Consider the following 25,972-nt stretch of genomic DNA (forward strand, 5'->3'; position numbering starts at 1 on the left):
AACAGGAGGAAATGACAACAAAATGAGCAAAGAAATGTTGAATGCATTGGATGCATTAGAAGCTGAAAAAGGTATTTCTAAGGATATTGTGATTGATGCACTGGAAGCAGCATTAGTTTCCGCATATAAAAGACATTATGGACAAGCCCAAAACGTTGAAGTAGATTTCGACAATAAAAAAGGCAACATCCATGTCTATGCAGTAAAAGAAGTAACAGAAGAAGTAATGGATTCACAATTAGAAGTGTCACTAAAAGAAGCGATGGAAGTGAATAAAGCTTACGAATTAGGTGACAAAATCCGCTTTGAAGTCACACCGAAAGACTTCGGTAGAATCGCGGCGCAAACAGCGAAACAAGTGATTTTACAGCGTGTTAGAGAAGCAGAAAGAAACATTATTTATAACGAGTTTAGTGCATATGAAAACGACATTATGCAAGGGATCGTTGAAAGACAAGACCGTCGTTATATTTATGTGAACTTAGGTAAAATCGAAGCAGTATTGTCAAAACAAGATCAAATGCCAAATGAATTTTACCAACCTCACGACAGAATCAAAGTCTACGTTTCACGTGTTGAAAATACATCAAAAGGCCCGCAGGTTTTCGTTAGCCGCAGCCATCCAGATTTATTGAAACGATTATTTGAACAAGAAATTCCAGAGGTGTATGATGGAATCGTAGAGATCGTAAGTATTGCTCGTGAAGCTGGCGATCGTTCCAAAGTATCTGTTCGATCAACAGATCCAAATATCGATCCTGTCGGAACCTGTGTCGGACCAAAAGGTCAACGTGTCCAAGCGATCGTTAATGAATTAAAAGGCGAAAATATGGATATCGTTGAATGGGATGAAGATCCAGCAGTCTTTATCAGCAATGCATTGAACCCAGCGCAGGTAGTGGATGTTATTTTTGATCCAACGAACAACAAAGCTTGTACAGTTGTCGTACCAGATTATCAGTTGTCTCTTGCTATCGGTAAAAGAGGTCAAAATGCTCGTTTAGCAGCAAAATTGACAGGCTTTAAGATCGATATCAAACCAGAATCTGAAATGGAAGAATTTTACGCACAACAAGAAAATCAAGAAGAACGTGCAGAAGAAGTTCATGATGATGCGATCGTAGCCTCTGATTTAACTTCTGATGAGTACGAAACGATTGAATTTGAAGAGTCTACAGAAGACGAAGAACAAGTGTAACGATTTGGAGGGAATAAAATGAAAAAAAGAAAAATCCCGATGCGCAAATCTGTTGTCTCTGGTGAGATGAAACCTAAAAAAGAATTAGTTCGAATCACGCGATCCAAAGAAGGAACGGTTTCGATCGATCCTACTGGAAAAATGCCAGGACGCGGCGCCTATGTCGCTCTGGAACCTAAGGAAGTCCAAGACGCTTGGGATAAACACATTTTAGATCGAGTGTTGGAAACAACGTTGACAGATGAATTTTATCAAGAATTGTTGGACTATGTGGAACACCAAAAGGCCCGTAAAGAGTTGTTTGGAAATGAATAGAGAAAAAGTTTTAAACCTATTAGGTTTGGCTATGAGAGCTGGAAAATTAGTCACTGGAGAAGAGTTGACATTAACAGATATCCGTAGTAATAAAGCGAAGTTCGTTTTTGTTGCAGCAGATGCCAGTGGAAATACAAGAAAAAAAATCAAGGACAAATGTTCTTACTATAATGTTCCTGTAGACGAGTCGTTTACTCAAGCAGAGATTAGCCATGCGATCGGTAGAACGCGTATGATTATCGGAATCAACGATCAAGGCTTTGCGACTAAGTTCAAGGAATTAATCAAAGGTTAGGAAGGTGATTGCATGGGGAAAAAGAGAATTTATGAATTAGCAAAAGAAATCAATCAATCAAGCAAAGATGTTGTAGAAAAAGCACATGCCTTAGGTATGGATGTGAAAAATCACATGGGTGCAATTTCTTCTGATGATGAATCAAAACTTCGTCAAGCTTTCGGAGGAAACAAACCAGCGCAGCCGCAACAAAAACCAGCAGCAAAACCACAGCCGACACAAAACGGTCAAGCAAAACCAGCAAATCCAAAACCAGCTAACCAAAATGGCAATAGACCAAACCAACAACAGAACCAAGGGCAACAAAATCGTAATAACCAAAATCGAAATACACAAGGAAGCAGCCAAAATATGACTCAAAATCGTCCGCAGCAAAATAATCAAAACCGTCCAGCACAATCAGGACAACAGAATAATCAAAATCGTCCGGCACAATCAGGACAACAAAATAATCAAAATCGTCCAGCACAATCAGGACAGCAAAATAACCAAAACCGTAACAATAATCAACAACGTAATGCATCTAGCAATACGCAAAGTACCAATCAAAATCGTCCAAACCAAGGACAAAGCAACAACCAAGGAAACCAAAATCGTAACAACACTAATAATAATGCTAACCGCAACAATAGCTTTGGTGGTGGCGGACAAAACCGTAACCGCAATGGCTACAACAATCAAAACCGCAACAGATTTAACAAAAAAGGTAAAAAAGGCAAATACCAAGAATCAACAAAACCAGCAGTACCAGCACGTAAATTCCGTGAATTACCTGATGTCTTAGAATACACAGAAGGAATGAACGTAGCTGATATCGCGAAGAAAATTCACCGTGAACCAGCTGAAATCATCAAAAAACTCTTTATGATGGGGGTTATGGTCAATCAAAACCAATCATTAGATAAAGAAACAATCGAGCTTTTAGCCGTTGATTACGGTATGGAACCACAAGAAAAAGTTCAGGTCGATGTAGCAGACATCGATAAGTTCTTTGAACCAGAAGCATTGGTTGAAGAAAATCTTGTGACTCGTCCACCCGTTGTAACGATCATGGGACACGTCGATCACGGGAAAACAACCTTACTTGATACATTGCGTAATTCTCGAGTGACTTCTGGAGAAGCAGGCGGTATCACACAACATATCGGTGCTTATCAAATCGATATTGATGGTAAACCAATTACATTCTTAGATACACCAGGACATGCGGCTTTTACAAGTATGCGTGCTCGTGGAGCTGGTATCACAGATATCACGATTCTAGTTGTTGCAGCTGATGATGGTGTTATGCCGCAAACGATTGAAGCGATCAATCATGCAAAAGCCGCAGAAGTGCCAATTATTGTTGCTGTCAACAAAGTCGATAAACCAGGGGCAAATCCTGACCATGTCAAACAAGAACTAAGTGAGCATGGCTTGATTCCGGAAGAATGGGGCGGAGATACGATCTTTGTTAACATTTCTGCCAAATTCAATCAAAACATCGACGAATTACTAGAAAATATTCTATTGATCGCTGAAGTGGAAGACTTGAAAGCTGATCCAAGCCAACGCGCAATCGGTACGGTTATTGAAGCACGTTTGGATAAAGGGAAAGGGCCTGTTTCTACGTTACTTGTTCAACAAGGAACCTTGAAAGTCGGTGATCCAATCGTTGTCGGGAATACGTTTGGACGTGTTCGTGTCATGACAAATGATATTGGTCGACGTGACAAAGCAGTAGGACCAGCAACACCTGTTGAAATCACTGGATTGAATGATGTGCCTCAAGCTGGCGATCGTTTTGTTGTTTTTGAAGATGAGAAAACAGCTCGTCAAGCCGGAGAAGAACGTGGCAAACGTGCCGTACTTGAACAACGTTCAGCAAATAATCGAGTAACATTAGACAACTTATTCGAAAGCCTAAAAGAAGGCGAATTGAAAGATGTCAATGTAATCATTAAAGCAGATGTACAAGGAACTGCCGAAGCGTTAGCCGCAAGCTTGCAAAAAATCGATGTTGAAGGTGTTCGAGTTAAGATCGTCCATTCAGCAGTTGGTGCAATCAATGAAAGTGATGTGACCCTTGCAGCTGCAAGTAACGCAATTATCATTGGTTTTAATGTTCGCCCAACACCGCAAGCAAAACAACAATCAGAGCAAGAAGAAGTAGATATTCGTTTACACCGTATCATCTACAAAGCAATCGAAGAAATCGAAACGGCAATGAAAGGAATGCTTGATCCAGAGTTTGAAGAAAAAATCACTGGTCAAATGGCTGTCCGTGAATTGTATAAAGTTTCTAAAGTTGGAACGATTGCCGGTTGTTACGTAACCGAAGGCTTTATCCGTCGTGATAGTGGTGTTCGTGTCATTCGTGACGGCATCGTGATCTTCGAAGGCAAACTTTCTAGTTTGAAACGATTCAAAGATGATGCAAAAGAAGTTAAACTTGGCTTTGAGTGTGGTGCGATGATCGAAAACTTCAACGATCTTAAAGTAGACGATGTAATCGAAGGCTTCATTATGGAAGAAGTAAAAAAATAGACATAAATGCACTAAGAAAGAAGGAGAAACAGTATGGCAAACTATCGTGACCGTCGAGTAGGTCAAGAAATCATGCGAGAAGTCAATGATATCTTGAGAAAACGCGTAAGAGATCCTCGTGTGCAGGATATTACGATCACAGATGTTCGTGTAACCGGTGATTTGCAGCAAGCAACGATTTATTATAGCTTGTTATCTGATTTAGCTTCTGACCAACAAAAAGCGCAACAAGGATTAGATAAAGCAAAAGGATTGATTCGTAAAGAATTAGGTCAGCGTTTAACACTTTATAAAACGCCTGAACTGATTTTTGAAAGAGACGAATCTGTTCAATACGGAAATCATATCGATGAATTGATTCGCAAATTGAATCAAGGCGAATAATCAAACACAAAAACACTCTTTTGAATGAGAAGAGGACGAAAATATGCAGCCAGTAGTTATTGACCAATAGCTACTGAGCTGCATTTTATAATGATAAAAAAGAACTTTTCCTATTAGCGCTTATTTGATTTTTAAGTAGAATTGAGATAGAAGTGTTTGCTTCTGCTTCCACTGTTTATTCGGATTCTAGATGACTGGAGTGTAACTCATGGAGTTATATTCCAGTCATTTTTTTAGTTTGCAAGAAGCAACGATTGTCTGTTTTTTTATAAATGTTCCTAAGTGTCATTTTAAAGTGATCAACTATTTTATGACAAACATATTTCATTGTAATCAGATTGAAAGTAACTGTAACATTTTTATCGATCAAGAAAAGCAGAAGTATGTTATTATTTGATAACATACGATATAGTTGAGAACTTGGAGGGGTAGTAGTGAAGAAAAAAAGTCTATCATTATTGATCGTTAGTTTATTAACAGTTACTGGTACATTGACACCGATTCAGGCAATGGCTGAGACAACTGATAAAAAAATAGAACAACAAGATAAAGAAATTTCCGCATTGAAAGAAAAGCAACAAGGAGTAAGTGCGCAAATTACAACGCTAGAGGAAGAAATAGCATCGATCTACGATAAAGGAATTGAGTTGAATAGACAAAAAACAACATTGACTCAAGAATCCAAACAACTAAAAAAAGATATTGCTGCTTTAGACGTGCGAATCAATAAGCGTACAGAAGCAATCCAAAATCAAGGTAGAAATGTTCAAGTAAATGGTCAAGGAACACAGATCCTTGATATGATTTTGAACTCAGAATCAATTTCGGATGCAGTAGGTCGTGTTCAAGCGATTTCTTCGATTTTATCAGCGAATAACAATTTAGTGAAACAACAAAAAGAAGATAAAAAACTTGTTGAAACGAAAAAAGCTGAAGTTCAAACAAACTTAGCGGCTGTGGAAGAAGCAACAAAACAGTTAGAAACAGAAAAAGAATCACTTGTTGCTAAGCAGGCAGATTTAAATGTACTGAAAGCAGAAGTTGATTCAGAAACAGCAGGCGCTGAAAGCTCTAAGAATGAGTTATTGAAACAACAACAACAAACCTTGAAAGATCAACTGGCAAAAGAAGCAAAACAAAAAGAAGAAAAGAAAGTTGCCTCTTCTAGCACGGAAGAAAAAAATACGACTCCAACAGAAACAACAACTGAGACAGCAACAGCACCGGCTGCTTCAGATGTGCCTAAGGAGTCAGAATCCAGCAGTTCTGAACAGCCCAATAGCGGCAATGCTTCAACAGATCCAGGGAACACAGGTACTGGTTCATCAGAAACACCAACAGATCCAACACCAACACCACCATCAACTTCTGCTGATGCAACGTTCCAAGCATTGAATGCATTACGGACAGCTAATGGCTTAAATCCTGTCAGCTGGGATGCAGGATTGGCGGCAGCTGCTAGTGGTCGAGCTGCGATGATGCAGGATTATCAAATTCCTTCTGACCATTGGAATCGTGGAGACGAAGTGATTGCCTTTATGTTTGCGCCAGGTAACTCTGTGATCATGGCTTGGTATAATGAAACGAACATGGTTTCTCCATCTGGAACAGGACATCGAGATTGGGAAATGAATCCAAGTATGACACGTGTTGGATTTGGATATGCAGGAGATGTTATCGTAGGTCATTCAGCATAAAACTTTAAAAATAGTAAATAGAAAAGAAATCACTCTACATTGTCTGGGCTATGTTGTATGCTCAGGCAATTTAGAGGAAATGAAAAAGGAATTGGCGGACGAAAGCTAGTACTAAAACAGCTTTCGTCCAGCCAATTTTTTAGTGTATTGAAATGAATGAGTGCTAGTGAATAGGCCAAAAGCATTCAAATGTTCAGTTGATTTTGAAAGAATGAATTTTCATTGCCTTCTATGTTATAATGGTCAAGTTAGTAAATGTAGTGATGGAGGTCTAAATAGATGGATGGTATTTTGCCTTTATGGAAAGAACGCGGAATGACAAGTCATGATTGTGTTTTTAAATTAAGGAAAATTTTACATACAAAGAAAATTGGACATGGCGGAACCTTGGACCCTGATGTTTCAGGTGTATTGCCGATATGCATTGGCAAAGGAACCAAAGTCATTGAATATATGGTCGATTCTGGGAAAACCTATGAAGGAGAAATCACTCTAGGCTTTTCAACGACCACAGAAGATGTCAGCGGAGATATTGTTGAAAAGCAGAAACTAGAGACGCCGTTTTCAAATGAAGAAATAGATGCAGCGATGCAGCAGATGACTGGCGAAATTACGCAAATCCCGCCGATGTTTTCAGCAGTAAAAGTCAACGGTAAACGTTTGTATGAATATGCCAGAAATGGTGAAGAGGTAGAACGTCCGAAAAGAACAGCGCAAATTTATTCATTTGAACGGACAAACGAGCCGACTTTTGATAAGGAAGAAGGCACACAAAGCTGGCGTTTCAAGGTAGTTTGCGGCAAAGGAACATATGTCCGAACGCTCTCGGTCGATACAGGGGCTATTTTAGGAATGCCTGCTCATATGTCTGATCTGACTCGGACAGCTAGCGGTGGATTGACTGCTGATCAGTGCCTGACTTTAGAACAAGTTGCACAAAAAATGGAACAAGAAATGATCGAGGAAATACTATTACCGATCGAGACGGCTATTCAGCAATTTCAGCGGATCGATCTGTCAGATGCTCTTTATCAAAAAGTGAAAAACGGAGTCCGTTTGACACCTGTGGAACTTGATTTGAACCAAATGCCGGATGATTTAGTAGCGTTATTTTATCATGATCAGGTTGTCAGTTTATATATGGCTCATCCGACCAAAGAGAATGTTTTAAAGCCTAGTAAAGTCTTACGAAATAATTAATAGAAAGAAGTTTTAATATGCACATTATTCCAATCCGACATCCCTATCAGGCAACACAAATTCCAGCAGACGATGTGGTGATGGTTTTAGGTTTTTTTGACGGTGTTCATCGCGGACACCAAAAAGTAATTGAAACAGGTAAGAAGTATGCAGAAGAACACAACTTGAAGCTAGCAGTAATGACATTTAATCAACATCCTTCGATCGTGTTTCAAAAGGTTTTACCAGAGAATATGAAATATTTAAGCAGCTTAGAACAAAAAGAACGTTTGATGGAAAGTCTTGGTGTCGATTATTTATACGTAATAGAGTTCACTTCGGCATTTGCCCATTTGGCTCCGCAAGATTTTGTTGATCAATATATTGTAGGACTTCATGCGAAAGCAGCGGTTTCTGGATTTGATTATACCTATGGACCAAAAGATATTGCTGATGTTGCTCATTTACCAGGCTATGCTAAAGAGCGATTTAAAGTAATTACCGTTAGTAAAGAAGAATTGGCTGGGGCAAAAATTAGTTCAACACGCATCCGTTCATTGATGGATCAAGGTCGAATGGAAGACGTTTCTGCTTTATTGGGCTATGTCTATGAAACGGATGGAACGGTTGTGCATGGTGATGCCAGAGGTCGTCTACTAGGTTTCCCCACAGCAAATATCAAAGTAAAAAGTACGGTTCGATTGCCGAGAATCGGTGTGTATGCAGTAAAAATCAAAATCGGTCAACAATGGTATATCGGGATGGGCTCGATCGGACACAATGACACATTTGGTGATGGTCGAGAATTAACAGTAGAAGTCTATATTTTAGATTTCCATCAGGATGTTTATGGTGAACAAGTGACTGTGCGCTGGAATCATTATCTAAGAGATCAGGTTAAGTTTGATGGTGCAGAAAGTTTGATTACACAGTTAAAACAAGATGAACAAGATACTGCAGACTATTTTTTTGACAATGATCATTGAGTCACTGTTTTTTCTAAAAAACTATCTAAGCAGCATACCATTTAGAGCTGTTTAGATGGTTTTCTTTGAATCAAGGCTTAAAAAAAAGACAAATAGCATAACATTTTTATAAAAGACTAAGATTTTATAGACCGAACTGTCATAGAGAGCTATACTTTGAATAGACAGAATGAAATGGTGGAAGGAGATGTTTATGTCAAACAATAAAAGCAAAAAGAAACAACCTACAAACGGACAAACGAAACAAAAGCAAACAAAAAAGGAACAACCAACAAATAATAAAAAAAACAAAGTCACTATGATCCTGGTGCTTGTAGCGATCATTTTGGGCGGAGCTTCTTTTTTGATTTGGTTTTACATAAATTTGGATTACCAGGATCATTCCAATCCATCTTATGAAGGGTATCAGCTTTCGCCGTCTCCGTTTGAGATCATTCCTGCTGAACGTTCACAAGAAGATCGTGTGTTGCCAGACGGAAGTCGCGTCAATCACACTTTTGCTGATTCAATGAGCGACAGATTAGCTAAAAATAGTAACCTTCGATATCCGGCTCAACGACCAACTTTTCGCTTGATCAATCAAGATGATAAGCAAACCACTTATCGACTTATTGCTGATTTAGCAAGCGTCAATCATTTAAAAAAGGTGGATTTTACGGTTTTTGGCGAAGCAAATGGTGCTGACGATCTACATAGTTATCAAGGAATGTACCGACCAGAAACCAATACATGGGAAGCAGAAGTGTTGATTAAAAATCATCAAGAAGTAGGCGATTATCAAGTGAGTATCCAGCTGACGCGGGAAAATGATACGACAGAAACTGTTTATTTTGGCGGTTTTACGGTCGATCAACCAAGTATGAGTGCTGAAATAGATGGCGCTGAGGTCAGCAAAGGGCAATTTGATGTCAATATGTGGGTATCAAGTAAAGCAGATAAAGAAAAGTTAGTGACAACGGTCTGGTCAAAAGAAGATCAGAGCGACAAAAAAAGTTATGACGCTAAACGGCAAGAAGATCATTCCTACACTGTTCATGTTGACTATGAGGATTTTGATTTTATAAATGGTGTGTATCATGTAAAAAATGAATTTATTGGAAAAAATGGTTTAAAAGCAGAAAGTGATCCAGGTACGATAGAAATCAATATGCGACGTCCAGTTCGTATTCGACTTATGCAAGAAACAGCTCTTTATCAAAATAGACAACTGTCAAAAACAGTTAAGCAACTTTCTGTCAACAGTATGGCGTATGTTCGAGGCATTGTTTTTAATAGCGATAAGAAGATCTATAGAACGACAGAAGGATATATTGCAGCAGACAATGTTGAGGTCAGTGAGATGATGGATGATATTCGCTATGTGGCTCATCGGGGAAATCATAAAGTGGCACCGGAAAATTCACTTCCAGCCTTTCAACAATCGAATAGTTGGGGCCTTGAAACAGATATTCGTTTAACAAAAGATAAAAAATGGGTGGTCATGCATGATCAAACAGTCGATCGAATGACTAATGGTAAAGGGAAAGTCAGTGACTTGACGCTTGCTCAAATCAATGCGCTGCGAATCGATCAAGGGGCAAATAAAGAGAGTTATTCTTCAGAGCAATTAGTCATACCTACTTTAGAAGACTTTCTAGGAATCATGAGTACAAAACAAAGTATTCCATTTATAGAGATCAAAGCTTCAAAAGTCGACGGAGCTGATTATGACAATCTCGTCAACTTGATTAATTATTATGGAATGGCCAACACAGCTGTCGTTATTTCTTTTGACTACAATCATCTAGTCGAAATAAAAAAAAGACTTCCAGAAGTACAAGTACAATTACTGGCAAATACACTAGATGAACGCATGATCGATCAAGTGAGTCGTTTGGGCGGGAATTCTGGTTTGGATATTAAATATGAAAGTGTATCAAACCGAGCAGATTTGATCGCTTTAGCACAGAATAAAGGTCTATCTGTTAATCTGTGGGGCGTTCCTCAAAGTGAATTCAGAAAAATGGAAGCCTTGGGGATCAATAATCTAACAACAGATTACGATTGATAAAACACTGCCTAATTCTATGTAAAACTATAGTAGGATAATTTTTGAAGAATAGTCGACCAGTAAAGCGATACAGATTTTGATTTTAAAGGAATGGATAAAAATGATAGAAAATAAAATAGACAGTACAAACAAAATCTCAGCGTATATCCACATCCCGTTTTGCGAACACATCTGTTATTATTGCGATTTTAATAAAGTTTTCTTAGAAGGACAGCCAGTAGATGAGTATATTCAAGCCTTGCTGAAAGAAATGCAGTTAACAAAGGAACGATTTCCCAGTAAAGAGATGGAAACCATCTATATTGGTGGAGGGACACCAACATCTTTATCGGCAGATCAACTTGCCGTGTTGTTGGAAGGGGTAAGAAAGATACTGCCCTTTGACCCCAAAAATGAATTTACAGTAGAAGCAAACCCTGGTGATCTTACACAAGAAAAGCTGCATGTAATGAAGGAATATGGTGTGAATCGTTTATCAATGGGCGTTCAAACATTTGATGATCAATTACTTAAAAAAATTGGTCGTAAGCATACAGCTGAGGATGTTTATCAAACAATGAAATTTTTAGAAAAGGAAAACTTTTCAAATGTGAGTATTGATTTGATCTATGCACTGCCGGGCCAAACACTGGAGGGCTTTCGAGATACATTGGCACGAGCGATTGAGCTTGACCTTCCACATTATTCACTGTATTCATTGATTCTAGAAAATAAAACGATGTTTATGAACTGGGTACGTCAAGGGCGGTTGCAACTACCGGATCAGGAAGTCGAGGCGCAGATGTTTGAAGAGACGATCACTGCGATGGAAAAAGGCGGTCGACATCAATATGAAGTCAGCAATTTTGCTTTAAAAGGGCAGGAGAGCCAGCATAACTTAGTTTACTGGAACAATGAACATTATTATGGATTTGGTGCAGGAGCCAGTGGTTATTTAGGGCATACACGCTATAGAAATCACGGACCGATCCAGCACTATTTAAAGCCATTGAGGAATGGAGAGTTACCAACAGTTGAAACCGAGATTTTAACAATGAATAATCAGATGGAAGAACAACTGTTTTTAGGTCTGCGTAAAAAAGATGGAGTGTCTAAACAACAGTTCAAAGAAAAGTTTGGTGTTGCTATAGAGCAAGTTTACGAACAAGTGATTCCTCAGCTGATTGAACGTGGACTATTGTTAGATAACGGACACTATCTTCAGCTAACTGAACAAGGGCTTTTTGTGGGAAACGATGTTTTTGAAGCCTTTTTACTCGATGAAAAGTAAGACAATTACACTAAAAAAACGAGAACTTTTGGGATGAAACGATCCCAAAGGTTCTTTTTTCTACTATTATAAAAACGATAAAAGTGGAGAAAATGCATAACAGGGCTAAAATACAGTATAAAAAATCGGGATTAGCACTCTTGTCGATCGAGTGCTAAAAAAGTGTGTTTTTCCCTTGACATTTTAGGAAGAACTTGCTATATTAATACTTGTATTAGCACTTGGATAACATGAGTGCTAATGAAGGGTGGTAACTATGATAACGGAGAGACAAAAGAATATTTTGCGACTTATCATCCAGGAATACACAAACACAGGCATGCCTGTTGGATCGAAGAAGCTAATGGCAGAAGGGATCCAGTCAAGTTCTGCAACCATTCGTAACGATATGAAAGCTTTAGAAGAGCTTGGGTTGCTGCTTAAGACGCATTCTTCTTCTGGTCGCATTCCTTCAATGGATGGTTATCGCTACTATGTGGATCATTTATTGAGCCCGACAGAGATCCAGCATGATGAACTAGAAACGATTCGCCATTCCTTTGGCAAAGAGTTTCACGAAATCAATGATATTATCGAGCAGTCAGCAGAAATACTTTCTGAATTGACTAGCTACACAGCCTTTTCATTAGGGCCTGAGATGAAAGAACGGCGACTGACAGGTTTTCGAATCGTTCCTTTAAATGAGCGGCAAATCATTGCAATTATCGTTACGGATAAAGGAAATGTCGAAAGTCAAGTCTTTGCAGTTCCTGCTACTGTTTCCAGTCAAGATTTAGAAAAGATGACGCAAATCATCAATGATAAATTAGTGGGACAGCCGCTTTTGACCGTTTACCATCGTTTGCGGACAGAGATTCCGATGATCTTGCACCGCTATTTTCAAACACCAGACGGCATGATGAATCTCTTCGATGCAATGCTAGGGCATGCATTCGAGGAAAAAGTATTTGTCAGCGGTCGTATGAATCTTTTGAATTTTGGTGTACAAAACGATTTAGATCAGTTGAAGTCTGTTTATTCATTTATGCAGAATACAGATGCGATCACTCATTTGTTAACAACAGATGAACAAAACGATACCAAGATCGCGATCAGAATTGGTTCAGAAATCGGGAACGACTTACTTGAAAATATGAGTATGATCACTGCAACCTATGAAGTTACTGGACATGGTAAGGGAACCATTGCTTTACTGGGGCCTACCAGCATGCCTTATTCGAGAATGTTCGGCTTAGTTGATGTGTTTCGTCATGAATTAGCGTCCAAACTTGGCGCTTACTATCGTTTTTTAGACGAGTAAGCAAAAAGTAAAAATATAAAATTTTGATTCTACGGAAATGAGAAGGGAAGTTGCCAGCGTGAGTAAAAAAGAAGAAACAAATGAAGAAATACAAGAAGAGCAGTCGGAACAAGTCGATGAATCGGTTGTTTCTGAAACTGCTGAAACGAACATAGAAAAATCAGAACTTGAAATCGCACAAGAAGAACGATCAGAAATGGAAGATAAGTTCTTAAGAGCGCGAGCTGAAATTGCCAATATGAGCAATCGTTTTAAAAATGAGCGTGAATTGCTCGTTCGCTATCGTTCACAAGATCTAGGAAAAAAATTATTACCTTCGATCGATAATTTGGAACGTGCGATGGCTATTGAAGTTGATGATGAACAAGGAGCTAGCCTAAAAAAAGGTATTTCAATGGTTCTTGAAAGTGTTCAAGCAGCATTGAAAGAAGAAGGTATTGAAGAAATCCCAGCAATGGGAGAAGCGTTTGATCCCAACTTACATCAAGCTGTTCAAACGATTCCTGCTACTGATGAAACACCAGCAGATACAATCGTTGAAGTCCTGCAAAAAGGCTACAAGCTTCATGATCGTGTTTTACGAGCAAGTATGGTCGTTGTTGCACAATAACAGCAAACCAAAACACTTGCATGATATAAATTGAATAAATCAAAAAGAAGATAGGAGATCATTAATCATGAGTAAAATTATTGGTATTGACTTAGGAACAACAAACTCTGCAGTTGCAGTATTAGAAGGTGGAGAAGCAAAAATCATTGCTAATCCAGAAGGAAATCGTACAACTCCTTCCGTTGTCTCATTTAAAAACGGAGAAATCCAAGTTGGTGAAGTTGCTAAACGTCAAGCAGTAACAAACCCACACACCATTTCATCAATCAAACGTCATATGGGTGAAGCAGGATTCAAAGTAGAAGCTGATGGAAAATCATATACACCACAAGAAATCTCAGCAATGATTCTACAATACCTAAAAGGCTTTGCAGAAGAATATTTAGGCGAAAAAGTTGATAAAGCCGTTATTACTGTCCCTGCTTACTTTAACGATGCGCAACGTCAAGCAACAAAAGATGCTGGTAAAATCGCTGGTTTAGAAGTAGAACGTATCGTCAACGAACCAACAGCAGCAGCTTTAGCTTATGGGTTAGATAAAACAGATAAAGACGAAAAAGTTTTAGTATTTGACCTTGGTGGTGGTACATTTGACGTATCGATCCTTGAATTAGGTGATGGCGTGTTCGACGTATTATCAACTGCCGGCGATAACGAATTAGGTGGAGATGACTTTGATAATAAAATCATCGATCACATGGTAGCAGAATTCAAAAAAGAAAACGGGATTGATTTATCTCAAGATAAAATGGCGGTTCAACGTTTGAAAGATGCAGCTGAAAAAGCGAAAAAAGATTTATCTGGTGTAACTTCAACACAAATCAGCTTACCGTTTATCACAGCAGGAGATGCTGGTCCATTACACTTAGAAATGAACTTAACTCGTGCAAAATTTGATGAATTAACTAGCGATTTAGTAGAACGTACAAAAACTCCAGTACGTCAAGCATTGAAAGATGCTGGATTGAATCCTTCTGAAATTGATGAAGTGATCTTAGTTGGTGGTTCTACACGTATTCCAGCGGTTGTAGAAGCTGTGCGTAAAGAAACAAACAAAGAACCAAACAAATCAGTGAACCCGGATGAAGTAGTAGCGATGGGTGCTGCGATCCAAGGTGGCGTTATTACTGGTGATGTAAAAGACGTTGTATTATTAGACGTAACTCCATTATCATTAGGTATTGAAACAATGGGTGGCGTATTTACTAAATTGATCGATCGTAATACAACGATCCCAACAAGTAAATCACAAGTATTCTCAACTGCTGCTGACAACCAACCAGCTGTAGATATTCACGTATTACAAGGTGAACGCCCAATGTCAGCTGATAACAAAACATTAGGTCGTTTCCAATTAACAGATATTCCAGCCGCTCCTCGTGGTGTGCCTCAAATCGAAGTAAGTTTTGATATCGATAAAAATGGTATTGTAAACGTACGTGCGAAAGATTTAGGAACACAAAAAGAGCAAACAATCACAATCAAATCTTCATCAGGTTTATCAGATGATGAAATCGAACGTATGGTGAAAGATGCTGAATCAAATGCTGAAGCAGATAAAGCACGTAAAGAAGAAGTAGACTTACGTAACGACGTTGATGCTTTGTTATTCACTGTTGATAAAACATTGAAAGAATTAGAAGGCAAAGTAGATGCTGATGAAGTGAAAAAGGCAGAAGATGCTCGTGATGAGTTAAAAGCTGCTGTTGAAGCGAACGATATCGAACAAATGAAAGCAAAACGTGATTCATTGAATGAAATCGTACAAAACTTAACAGTAAAACTTTATGAACAAGCAGCGCAACAACAAGCGCAAGAAAACCCAGAAGCTGCACAAGGTGGAGCAGATGATGTTGTAGATGCTGACTTTGAAGAAGTAGAAGGCGACGATAAATAATCATTGATCGTAACAAGCTGGCAAAGACCAAAGTCATCGCTTTGGTCTTTGCCTATCTTTATTTATAGAGGGAAAAGACAGGACAAATGAAGGGAAGCTATTTTTCTTTTCCCTAATATGTGGTATGATTACAACGATGTTTTTATAGAATCAAACGGATGTCGATCCTTTTATAGATGAATAATAGTTGGAGGGGAACTAATGGCTAAAAGAGATTATTATGAAGTGCTGGGCTTATCTAAAGGTGCTTCAGATGATGAAATAAAAAAAGCATATCGTAAGCTTTCAAAGCAATATCACCCAGATATCAATAAAGAGGCAGATGCAGAAGAGAAATTCAAGGAAGTTTCTGAAGCCTATGAAGTATTGAGCGATCCGCAGAAAAAAGCGGCTTATGATCAATATGGTCACGCTGGAACTGATCCAAACTACGGCGGAGGCGGTGGTTTCGGCGGCTTTGGCGGAGGCGGATTCAGCAGCAGCGGTTTTGGCGGTTTCGAAGATATTTTTGATTCTTTCTTTGGCGGTGGATCACGTAGTGTTGATCCTACTGCACCAAGACAAGGAGCAGATCTGCAATATACAGTGACGCTTAAGTTTGAAGAAGCGATTTTTGGTGTGGACAAAGAAATCAAATACAATCGTGAAGATAATTGTAGTACCTGTGGCGGTAATGGCGCTAAACCAGGAACACAGCCTGAAACGTGTCACAAGTGTCATGGCTCTGGATCGATCAATGTTGAACGTCAAACGCCACTAGGTCGTGTGATGAGTCGTCAAACCTGTGATGTCTGCCGCGGAACAGGAAAAGAAATCAAAGACCCATGTCCAACGTGTCACGGCACAGGTCATGAGAAAAAAGCGCACAAAGTCAAAGTCAACGTACCAGCTGGTGTAGAAGACGGGCAACAAATGCGTTTAGCAAATCAAGGAGAAGCTGGAATGAATGGCGGACCTTACGGTGATTTATATGTTGTGTTCAGTGTTGAAGAAAGCAACATTTTTGATCGTGAAGGTTCAGAAATCTATTATGATTTACCATTGAGTTTCGTACAAGCCGCACTTGGTGATGAAGTAAAAGTTCCAACTGTGCACGGAGATGTAAAATTAAAAATCCCGGCAGGAACTCAAACTGAAACAAATTTCCGCTTAAGAGGTAAAGGTGCACCACGCTTACGTGGCGGTGCTAATGGCGATCAACACGTAAAAGTGAAGATTATCACGCCGAAAAACTTAAATGACGAGCAAAGAGAAGCCTTACGCTCATTTGCCAAAGCTGGCGGTCAAACCGTCAGTGAACAACAAGAAGAAGGTTTCTTTGATAAGATGAAGGATGCTTTTGGCGGTAAAAAGAAAAAATAATGAAAGACTTCTCAGTTTATACAACTTGTATAAGCTGAGAAGTCTTTTTAGGTTTGATAGATAGCAAGAAGTTCTTCAAATCGATTCTTTAATTCTTTTCGCACATGCGGCGGATCGATACACTCACATTGATTTCCAAAGCCCATCAATAAATGATACCCAAAATCATCTTCCATAAAAGGAAATTCAACGATCTCTTTACCGACTTCTTGGCTCTCAAAAAAGTTCAGTTGTCCAAATTTATCGGTTAACTGATCTTTTATCTTATGTGTGACTTTTAAGGTGATCGTAGTCCATTTTTTTCCATAAAAAGGCTCTTTTCCTAAAGGTGCTGGTTGAAACGGACGTGGTGCAAAATGTTCTCCCAGTGCATCTAAATCATTGATTCTTGAAAGTTTAAATGTGCGAAAATCATTTCTTTCCAAACAATAAGCTTGTAAATACCAGCTGATTTCTTTTAATACAAGGCGATAAGGTTCAACCGTTCGAGTAGTCTTTTTTCCTTGATTGTCGGCATAGTCAAAGCGAAGTAATTTTTGCTGATCCATTGCCGATTTGATTATTTCCAGAAAAGGCTGGAGTGTTTGATTGCTGGTCCACGGTGTCAGGTCGATTGCGATTTGATGCGTCTTAAGTTTGATTTCTTCAGAAAGGTGGGCAGGGACTAATGTCTTGATCTTCTCAACAGTTTGATTGGATTGAAGTGGAGAAACATTAGTGGACAAACTTTCTAAAGCAACCAATAAAGACGTGATGTCACTGGAAGTAAAAAAGTGCTTGTCGATTTTGTAATTGTCTAGGATTTGAATACCACCATTAACTCCGGGAAAAGCGGTAACAGGAACGCCAGCTTCGCTTAAAGAAGTAATATCACGGTAAATGGTGCGGACGGAGACTTCAAAAATTTCTGCTAGTTTTGATGCACTAATTTGTTTTCTATCTAAGAGAATCATGATGATTCCAAGTAAACGTTCTGTTTTCATTTAGGTCACTACTTTCTAATTGAGGTAGTTTTATTATAACGAAGAACTAGTGTCTTTGGTAAAAAAATTACTGGAAAAAAACTTGTTTCTTTTTTTTGATTGTGCTATTATACAGGTGTAGAAATTGAATAAGTATTAATTTAGATGGAAGTTTGGTTAGATTCCAATACGGTCCCGCCACTGTAATGAGCAGCTATGCTATGAGTCAGGTCTTTCTATTTTGATGCTCCCGTACTATTGTTTCGAGGCAAAACAATAGGGCACATGAATGTTGCTTTTTAAGAGATTTCTGTAAAAGCATACACAAAAATGTGAGACATGTACGATGAAGTACAACGGTTAGAGCCTATTTTTTGTGTTCAAAAATAACAAATTGAATATAAAAAACACGATGACGTGTTTTAGCGAGCAACGAAGCCGCGAAAAAGATAATGAACGATTGTCTTTTTTGCGGCTTTTTTTAGAAAGGAGAATAGCATTGGAAACAATTACTTTTCCCACCAGCCTTCATGTTGGTAAGCAGGTTTTGGATTTATTGAGTCGATATAATGATCAGCGCATTTTTATTGTGACAGACCCTTTCATGGTGCAATCCAATAAAATTGAACAGATTACCAAACACTTCAACACAAGTAACCAGCTGAAACTATTCAGCAATGTGGTGCCTGATCCGCCAATAGAAAATGTGATCAGCGGAATTGAATCTATGGCAGCATTTAACCCTACAATGTTACTTGCAGTTGGAGGCGGATCACCAATCGATGCAGCGAAAGCAATGAAATTTTTTGGTGAAAAGCTTGAGAAAATTTCGGAGTTGAATTTTATTGTGATCCCAACTACGAGTGGTACAGGTTCTGAAGTAACGAACTTTTCAGTAATCACTAATCAAGATAAAGGAGTAAAATACCCCTTAGTTACCACAGATATTCAGCCAGATGAAGCGTATCTTGCTTCTGAGTTAGTTATCAGTGCACCTAGACATATCACCGCTGACACGGGTATGGATGTTTTGACACATGCTTTGGAATCGTATGTATCAACAAAAGCGACTGTCTTTTCAGACGCATTATGTGAGAAAGTTGTCGTTTTAGTTTTTGAAAATTTAGTTAGGTGCTACGAAAATGGCGAAGATCTTCATGCTCGTGAGCAAATGCATTATGCTTCTTGTATGGCTGGAATGGCGTTTAATTTAACTTCATTGGGGCTTAATCATGGGATTGCACATGCTGCAGGAGCTAAATTACATCTTGCTCATGGGCGATTAAATACGTTACTATTGGAAGAAGTCATTCAATTTAATGCTGGCTGCGGAACGGTTTCTAAAGAATATGACGAACGAACAGCGAATAAATACGCGTATCTTGCTATGTTGTTAGGCTTTGAAAAGACGACAGGAAGAGTCGGCGTAAAACAGCTGGTTCGAGCAATTGAACGGTTGAAAAAACAATTAGGGATGCCAAAGACATTTAAACAAGCAGGAATTGATGAAAAGAATTTTAACAATTCTAAAGATGAGATTGCTGAAAATGCATTGAAAGATGGCTGTACGATGACAAATCCAAGAGTTCCTACAAAGAACGATGTCCTAAATATCTTAGAAAATATTAAATAATTGGACGTAAAAAGTGAACTTGTTCATAATGAAGAACCATGATAATGTTAGTAAACAAAGAAATAGAGGTGAAGATCTTGTCTGAGAAACAACGAATGATTCAAGAATACGTACCCGGCAAACAAATCACACTAGCGCATATCATTGCCAATCCTAACCCTGAAATCTATGAAAAATTAGGGTTAGTAGATGTACAAACAAATGCCATCGGGATCTTGACGATCACACCTAGTGAAGCAGCGATCATTGCTGTTGATATTGCTACCAAAGCTGGTGATATCACCATTGGCTTTATCGATCGTTTTAGCGGTTCAGTTGTGATCACCGGGGATATCGCCTCAGTAGAATCAGCTCTAGGTGAAGTCTTAACAGGCTTAGGAAATATTTTAGGCTTTAATGAAACACATATAACAAAAACATAAAACGAAAAGGATGAACCATTATGAACGGAAGAATTGTCATTGTAGACGATGAACCTATTACAAGAATGGATATCCGGGGAATGTTGGAAGCTGAAAACTACGACGTTGTAGGAGAAGCAGCTGACGGGATCGAAGCCATCGAACTTTGTAAACAACAGCATCCCGACTTAGTGATCATGGATATCAGTATGCCGCTTTTGGATGGCTTAAAAGCAAGCAAGAAAATTTTAGCGGAAAAATATGCGAAAGCAGTTATTCTTTTGACTGCATACAGTGATAAAGAAAATATCGAAAAAGCCAAAAAGTATGGCATCAGCGGCTATCTAGTCAAACCGATCATGGAAAAATCATTGACGCCGATGGTTGAAGTAGCAATCGCAACAGGGACAAAAACGAGAGAGTATGAAGTCTCGCTTGAGAAATTGACGAAAAAGTTATCTGACCGAAAATTGATTGAAAAAGCCAAAGGAATCATCATGGCCGAACAAAACCTTTCAGAAGATCAAGCGTATCAGTTATTAAGAGATTTAAGCATGAACAAGCGCTGTCCGATTGCTGAAATTGCCGAGATGTTTGTGATTGCAGATGATTGATATGGTAGAAAGAATTAGATCCTTGTGTAAGCAGTATACGGTCCTTTCAAATGAAGACATCGAAGAGCTGATTATTCAAGCAGAACAGATTTTATCCAGACATTTATATCCAGATAATGATGTATTTATTGATGTGATGAATGGAATGACTGGAGATGCGATTGTAGTATTCCAGAGGCCGCCACTTTCAAAAGCTTCTCTTTATTCCAAAGATATCGTCGGTCAAAAAGCTGAACGTAAAAACGAGGCTGCTGTGTATCGCACTTTTGAAACATCATTGAATACAGTAGGACTTTTAGCTCGTTCACAAGAAAATGTGATGGTTCGTCAACGTGTATACCCTATTCGCAATCGAAAAAAGAACATTGGGGTAGTGATTGTTGAAGACTCTGTCGATGAAAAAATGAAAGACTTTCTTGTTGCTCAAAATAATACTGAAATCGAGCAAAATGCACCCATTTCGATTACCTCAAAAGAATTTGTAACGGACAATATCGATGAAGGCATTTTGATATTCAACTCAAACGGTTATCTCGTGCAGATGAATCGAGCCGCTGAATCCTATTATCATGGTTTTGGTTATTTAGATGACATATTGGGCATGCATTATGATAATTTATCCTTGGATATGTCGACCTTTGAACAATTGAATTATCTGCGTTCTCGTAGTGACGGAGCAAGTTCGATGGAAAAAGAAATCAAATTCGGTGATCTGTATTTTGAAATGAAATATATCTTTGATGAAGTAGAAGGAACCGTGATCGTGATTATTCATGACGTCACAGAAGTCAGAAGAAAAGAAGCAGAAATCAGTGATAAAGCAGTAGTAATCAAAGAGATTCATCATCGAGTCAAAAATAATCTGCAAAGCGTTGTTTCAATTTTAAGTATTCAGGCTAGACGTTGTTCGACGGATGAGGCGAAAAAAGTTCTTACGGAAAGTGTTTATCGCATTATGGCGATTGCTCGGACTCATGAATTGCTTTCTAAACAACTAGAAGATGATATTTCGTTGAAATCTGTTTTAGATTCTGTTGTAGAGAACATGCATCGCTGCTACGAAAATCTTTATCACATCACGATCGACACGAACATCGACGAACAGCTTATATTAAGTAGTGATGTCGTCGTGACAATAGCGCTTGTAGTGAACGAGCTTGTGCAAAATTGTTATGATCATGCCTTTAAGGAACGTGACCAAGGGAATATATTAGTCATGGTTTCGGAGAAAAACGGGTATGTCTATATTTCTATTGAGGACAATGGCATCGGCTATCCTAAAGATGATATCAAACAGAATAACCTGGGGCTGCAAATCGTGACAAGTTATGTACGAGAAAAATTAAGTGGCAAATTGACTGTTCAATCGAGTGATAGAGGAACCAAGACCTCATTTTACTTTAAAAAATAATAGAAAAGGCAAACAAGGTTGTTTGTCAAAAAAAGCAAAGACGCTTAAAGAAACTCATAGAGTTTTTTTAAGCGTCTTTTTTCTTAGAAAGGATGGTGAACACCTCAATGACAGAATCGATGTTAAGTATAGGCATTGATTTAGGCACTTCAACGACACAAATGGTCATCTCAAAATTAATAATGAACAATATGGCATCGGCCTTTACGATTCCACGAGTAGAAATCACAAGTAAAGAAGTGATTTTTCGTAGTGATATTATTTTTACACCACTAAAAGAGCATAAAACGATCGACGTAGATGCCATCAAACTTTTTTTAGATGAACAATATAAAAAATCAGGTATTTCTAAAACGGATATCCAAATCGGTGCAGTCATTATTACAGGAGAAACGGCACGAAAAGACAATGCCCATTCCGTTTTACAAGCGATGAGCGGTTATGCTGGAGATTTTGTTGTCGCGACTGCGGGACCAGATCTTGAGAGTATTATTGCAGGGAAAGGTGCCGGAGCCCAAACGTACTCTAAAAACCATCATACCTCTGTCGTCAATCTAGATATTGGCGGTGGTACGACAAATCTTGTTTTGTTCAAAGATGATGAACTAATGGATACAGCCTGTTTTGATATTGGCGGACGTTTGATTCGAGTCGATCCTCAGACAAGAAAGATTCAGTATATTGCGCCCAAACTGAAAGAAATTATTTACAAAGAACAATGGACACTTGAAGAAGGAGCCATCGCTACAGCTGAAACAGTGGCACCAATCATCAATGTTCTTGTGTCCGTTTTAGAAAATAGTGTAGGGATTGGCGAACCAAATCCATATTCTTCATTACTGATTACCAATAAAGGGTTGAAGCTTAATGAGGCGATCGAATGTGTATCGTTTTCAGGAGGCGTGGCTGACTGTTTAAAAAATGATCAGAATGAGTTATTCCAATACGGAGATATCGGGGTCATGCTTGGAAAAGCTTTAGCTTCTTCTCGGTTGTTTCAGGATAAAAAGGTGATTCCTTCGCAAGAAACGATTCGAGCAACAGTTGTTGGCGCTGGTTCACATACGACAAAGGTTAGCGGCAGTACGATCACTTATGATCGTCACGTGTTGCCAATCAAAAATCTTCCTGTCCTAAAAGTAACGCAAGACGACGAACAAATGACATCGGAAAAATTTGCGTCTATTATTCAAGAAAAACTAGAATGGTTTTCAGTAGATAATGAGCAACAGGCGGTGGCACTAGGATTGCTTGGGAAAAAAAATCCAACCTTTCAGGAAATTACGAGCACCGCTCAGGCGGTCATAGCAGGTTTTGAAAAACAAATCAGACAAAAATTTCCGTTGATCGTGATTTTAGAAGAAGATAATGCCAAGTCTTTAGGACAAGCGTTGTTTCGTTTTCTGCCAAAAGAGTATCCTTTTGTTTGTCTTGATGGCGTGCAAGTAGAAAATGGCGATTATATCGATATCGGAATGCCAGTAGTCAATGGCAGTATTTTACCTGTGGTAGTTAAAACACTCGTGTTTGAGTAGAGCACAAGGTTTCTAATTATAAATGCTATAAAGGAGGCACTATTTTTATGATCTTAAAAACAAAATTATTTGGTAAAGTCTATCAGTTTGAATCGGTCATGGATGTGATGGCAAAAGCCAATGAAGAGAAATCAGGAGATCGTCTGGCTGGTGTGGCAGCGGAATCTTCAGAACAGCGGGTTGCAGCGAAAGTTGTACTTGCTCAATTAACGATGGAGGATTTATTTAATCATCCTGCTGTGCCGTATGAAGAAGATGAAGTTACAAGAATAATCATTGATGATGTCAATCAGCGTGCGTATGACCGCATCAAGCATTGGACCGTTGAAGAGTTGCGGGAATGGCTTTTGGACTTTAAAACAACGGATTATGAAATCAAACAAGTTGCTAGAGGGTTAACATCTGAAATGGTGGCAGCAGTTGCCAAATTAATGTCTAATTTGGATTTGATTTACGCAGCACAAAAAATAAAAATCATCAAAACTGCGAATACAACGATCGGTGAAACAGGTCGCTTTTCTGTTCGCCTTCAGCCAAATCATCCGACAGATGATGTTGACGGTATTATGGCAAGCGTGATGGAAGGATTGTCTTATGGTATTGGTGATGCGGTTATTGGGTTGAATCCTGTTGATGATTCAACAGAGAGTGTTAAGCGGATTTTGAACAAGTTTGAAGAGTTCAGAAGTGAATGGGAGATTCCAACACAAACCTGTGTCTTAGCACATGTAAAAACACAGATGGAAGCTATGCGGCAAGGTGCACCTACAGGATTAGTCTTTCAATCGATTGCAGGGTCAGAAAAAGGGAATACAGCTTTTGGCTTTAATGCAAATGATATCGCTGAAGCAAAACACCTAGCATTACAACAAGGTCAGGTTGCTGGTCCTAATGTGATGTACTTTGAAACAGGCCAAGGTTCAGAACTTTCTTCTGAGGCGCATTATGGTGTGGACCAAGTAACGATGGAAGCAAGATGTTATGGTTTTGCGAAACGATTTGACCCCTTTATGGTCAATACGGTTGTTGGTTTTATCGGACCAGAATATTTATATGATTCAAAACAAGTGATACGCGCCGGTTTAGAAGATCATTTCATGGGTAAACTGTCTGGCATTTCTATGGGCTGCGATGTTTGCTATACCAATCATATGAAAGCTGATCAAAATGATGCAGAGAATCTATTGACTCTATTAGGTACAGCTGGCGTGAATTTTGTCATGGGAATTCCTCATGGTGATGATGTCATGTTGAATTATCAAACAACGGGTTACCATGAAACAGCGACGATTCGTTCAATGCTAAATAAACGTCCAATCAAAGAATTTGAAGAGTGGATGGAAAAAATGGGCTTCATGGCAAATGGTCAACTGACTGATTTGGCTGGTGATGCTTCTGTATTCTTAAAAAAATAAAGGAGTGAATGAAACACATGGTGGATAATAATGAAATAAAATCACTGATCGTTTCTATTTTAGAAGAAATGACTGAACCTAAGTCTTCAATTGAATCAAAAGAAAATCAGCATAGCACAGTAAGCACTATAAATCCGTCTCAAGTAGAAACTGGCATGATTGATGATATCACAGAGGTCGACATTCGTAAGCAATTTCTTATTCCTGATCCAGTTGACCGTGAAGGCTATCTAAAAATGAAAGCTAAAACACCAGCTCGTTTAGGATTGTGGCGTAGTGGTCCGCGGTATAAAACGCAATCAATGTTACGTTTTCGTGCAGATCACGCAGCAGCACAAGATGCAGTGTTTTCATATGTATCTGAAGAGATCATCAAAGAAATGAATTTTATTGAAGTTGCGACGAAATGTCAGGATAAAGATGAATATGTCACACGTCCGGATTTAGGTCGCCAGTTTGATGAGGAAAATACAGAAAAAATCAAAGCAGGTGTGAAGCCAAATCAAAAAGTGCAAATTATCGTAGGAGATGGATTAAGCTCTGCGGCTATCGAAGCCAATATCAAGGAAATATTACCTTCAATCAAGCAAGGGCTAAACATGTTTGGGTTAGATTTTGATAGTGAGTCTGTAGTCTTTATCAAGCATGCCAGAGTTCCGGCGATGGACCAAATTGCTGAGTTGACAGGAGCAGAAGTTGTTTGCTATTTGATCGGAGAACGTCCAGGATTAGTTACTGCAGAATCAATGAGTGCTTATATTGCGTATAAACCTACCGTAGGAATGCCGGAAGCTAGAAGAACGGTGATTTCAAATATTCATAAAGGCGGCACACCAGCTGTTGAAGCGGGGGCGTATATTGCCGAGTTGATCCATAAAATGCTGGAATATAAGAAATCAGGCATTGATCTGAAAGAAGTGGAATAGGAGGAA

General features: G+C 38.8%; 22 protein-coding genes and 1 riboswitch. Of the genes, 21 read left to right on the forward strand and 1 reads right to left on the reverse strand.

All coding sequences use genetic code 11. The annotated features are described in order from the left end of the window. The first annotated feature begins 22 nt into the window (after nucleotides 1-22). The 14 genes from nusA (at nucleotide 23) to dnaJ (ending at nucleotide 17,069) form a co-directional block, all read left to right on the forward strand. Entirely contained in the window at nucleotides 23-1,198 is a 1,176-nt protein-coding gene (gene nusA, locus BCR25_RS02530; RefSeq protein WP_069662019.1) for a transcription termination factor NusA, read from the forward strand. Nucleotides 1,199-1,216: 18 nt separating this feature from the next. Continuing rightward, nucleotides 1,217-1,513 (forward strand): RNase P modulator RnpM, encoded by a 297-nt coding sequence (gene rnpM / locus BCR25_RS02535; RefSeq protein ID WP_069662020.1) that lies wholly within the window; start codon nucleotides 1,217-1,219, stop codon nucleotides 1,511-1,513. Beyond that, the gene (locus BCR25_RS02540; protein ID WP_069662021.1) at nucleotides 1,506-1,808 is read left to right on the forward strand and encodes a YlxQ-related RNA-binding protein; all 303 of its coding nucleotides are present in this window, start codon (nucleotides 1,506-1,508) and stop codon (nucleotides 1,806-1,808) included. Before rnpM ends, BCR25_RS02540 begins: the two co-directional genes overlap by 8 nt. A 12-nt stretch (nucleotides 1,809-1,820) precedes the next feature. Further along, entirely contained in the window at nucleotides 1,821-4,334 is a 2,514-nt protein-coding gene (gene infB, locus BCR25_RS02545; RefSeq protein WP_069662022.1) for a translation initiation factor IF-2, read from the forward strand. Between the two features lie 33 nt (nucleotides 4,335-4,367). Continuing rightward, nucleotides 4,368-4,718: a 30S ribosome-binding factor RbfA gene (rbfA, locus tag BCR25_RS02550; protein WP_069662023.1), complete on the forward strand. Its 351-nt coding sequence runs from the start codon at nucleotides 4,368-4,370 to the stop codon at nucleotides 4,716-4,718. Nucleotides 4,719-5,152: 434 nt separating this feature from the next. Further along, entirely contained in the window at nucleotides 5,153-6,415 is a 1,263-nt protein-coding gene (locus tag BCR25_RS02560; RefSeq protein WP_069662025.1) for a PcsB-like coiled-coil domain-containing protein, read from the forward strand. Between the two features lie 279 nt (nucleotides 6,416-6,694). Next, nucleotides 6,695-7,615, forward strand: a complete 921-nt coding sequence (gene truB / locus BCR25_RS02565; protein WP_069662026.1) for a tRNA pseudouridine(55) synthase TruB — start codon at nucleotides 6,695-6,697, stop codon at nucleotides 7,613-7,615. Nucleotides 7,616-7,632: 17 nt separating this feature from the next. Continuing rightward, nucleotides 7,633-8,580: a riboflavin biosynthesis protein RibF gene (ribF, locus tag BCR25_RS02570; protein ID WP_069662027.1), complete on the forward strand. Its 948-nt coding sequence runs from the start codon at nucleotides 7,633-7,635 to the stop codon at nucleotides 8,578-8,580. Between the two features lie 193 nt (nucleotides 8,581-8,773). Continuing rightward, nucleotides 8,774-10,627, forward strand: coding sequence for a glycerophosphodiester phosphodiesterase family protein (locus BCR25_RS02575; RefSeq protein WP_069662028.1), 1,854 nt, complete (start codon nucleotides 8,774-8,776; stop codon nucleotides 10,625-10,627). 103 nt (nucleotides 10,628-10,730) lie between these two features. Beyond that, nucleotides 10,731-11,900, forward strand: coding sequence for a radical SAM family heme chaperone HemW (hemW, locus tag BCR25_RS02580; protein ID WP_069662029.1), 1,170 nt, complete (start codon nucleotides 10,731-10,733; stop codon nucleotides 11,898-11,900). A gap of 256 nt (nucleotides 11,901-12,156) precedes the next feature. Then, nucleotides 12,157-13,200: a heat-inducible transcriptional repressor HrcA gene (hrcA, locus tag BCR25_RS02585; protein WP_069662030.1), complete on the forward strand. Its 1,044-nt coding sequence runs from the start codon at nucleotides 12,157-12,159 to the stop codon at nucleotides 13,198-13,200. Nucleotides 13,201-13,258: 58 nt separating this feature from the next. Then, complete coding sequence (gene grpE / locus BCR25_RS02590; RefSeq protein ID WP_069662031.1) at nucleotides 13,259-13,810, forward strand: nucleotide exchange factor GrpE; 552 nt, start codon at nucleotides 13,259-13,261, stop codon at nucleotides 13,808-13,810. A 67-nt stretch (nucleotides 13,811-13,877) separates the two neighbouring features. Next, nucleotides 13,878-15,707, forward strand: a complete 1,830-nt coding sequence (gene dnaK, locus BCR25_RS02595; RefSeq protein WP_069662032.1) for a molecular chaperone DnaK — start codon at nucleotides 13,878-13,880, stop codon at nucleotides 15,705-15,707. A gap of 201 nt (nucleotides 15,708-15,908) precedes the next feature. Continuing rightward, nucleotides 15,909-17,069, forward strand: a complete 1,161-nt coding sequence (gene dnaJ, locus BCR25_RS02600; protein ID WP_069662033.1) for a molecular chaperone DnaJ — start codon at nucleotides 15,909-15,911, stop codon at nucleotides 17,067-17,069. Between the two features lie 47 nt (nucleotides 17,070-17,116). Here the strand turns inward: dnaJ and BCR25_RS02605 are convergent, their stop codons facing one another. Next, nucleotides 17,117-18,052, reverse strand: a complete 936-nt coding sequence (locus tag BCR25_RS02605) for a helix-turn-helix transcriptional regulator (protein ID WP_069662034.1) — start codon at nucleotides 18,050-18,052, stop codon at nucleotides 17,117-17,119. A 119-nt stretch (nucleotides 18,053-18,171) separates the two neighbouring features. Next, a riboswitch (adenosylcobalamin (AdoCbl) riboswitch) is annotated at nucleotides 18,172-18,318 on the forward strand. Nucleotides 18,319-18,530: 212 nt separating this feature from the next. Here BCR25_RS02605 and BCR25_RS02610 point away from each other — a divergent pair. From BCR25_RS02610 to eutC, 7 genes are all read left to right on the forward strand, one after another. After that, nucleotides 18,531-19,664, forward strand: coding sequence for a 1-propanol dehydrogenase PduQ (locus BCR25_RS02610; protein WP_069662035.1), 1,134 nt, complete (start codon nucleotides 18,531-18,533; stop codon nucleotides 19,662-19,664). Between the two features lie 77 nt (nucleotides 19,665-19,741). After that, nucleotides 19,742-20,086, forward strand: coding sequence for a BMC domain-containing protein (locus BCR25_RS02615; RefSeq protein WP_069662131.1), 345 nt, complete (start codon nucleotides 19,742-19,744; stop codon nucleotides 20,084-20,086). Nucleotides 20,087-20,106: 20 nt separating this feature from the next. Then, nucleotides 20,107-20,679, forward strand: coding sequence for an ANTAR domain-containing response regulator (locus BCR25_RS02620; RefSeq protein ID WP_069662036.1), 573 nt, complete (start codon nucleotides 20,107-20,109; stop codon nucleotides 20,677-20,679). A 1-nt stretch (nucleotide 20,680) separates the two neighbouring features. Then, a complete protein-coding gene (locus tag BCR25_RS02625; RefSeq protein WP_069662037.1) occupies nucleotides 20,681-22,090 on the forward strand; it encodes a sensor histidine kinase in 1,410 nt (469 codons plus the stop codon). A 107-nt stretch (nucleotides 22,091-22,197) separates the two neighbouring features. Beyond that, entirely contained in the window at nucleotides 22,198-23,625 is a 1,428-nt protein-coding gene (gene eutA / locus BCR25_RS02630; RefSeq protein WP_069662038.1) for an ethanolamine ammonia-lyase reactivating factor EutA, read from the forward strand. Between the two features lie 47 nt (nucleotides 23,626-23,672). After that, nucleotides 23,673-25,040, forward strand: coding sequence for an ethanolamine ammonia-lyase subunit EutB (locus BCR25_RS02635; protein ID WP_069662039.1), 1,368 nt, complete (start codon nucleotides 23,673-23,675; stop codon nucleotides 25,038-25,040). Nucleotides 25,041-25,057: 17 nt separating this feature from the next. Then, nucleotides 25,058-25,966 carry an ethanolamine ammonia-lyase subunit EutC gene (eutC, locus tag BCR25_RS02640; RefSeq protein ID WP_139124501.1) on the forward strand — a complete coding sequence of 303 codons (909 nt, stop codon included), beginning with the start codon at nucleotides 25,058-25,060 and terminating at the stop codon, nucleotides 25,964-25,966. Nucleotides 25,967-25,972 lie beyond the last annotated feature (6 nt).

The organism is Enterococcus termitis (genome assembly GCF_001730305.1).
Classification (GTDB): Bacteria; Bacillota; Bacilli; order Lactobacillales; family Enterococcaceae; genus Enterococcus_L; species Enterococcus_L termitis.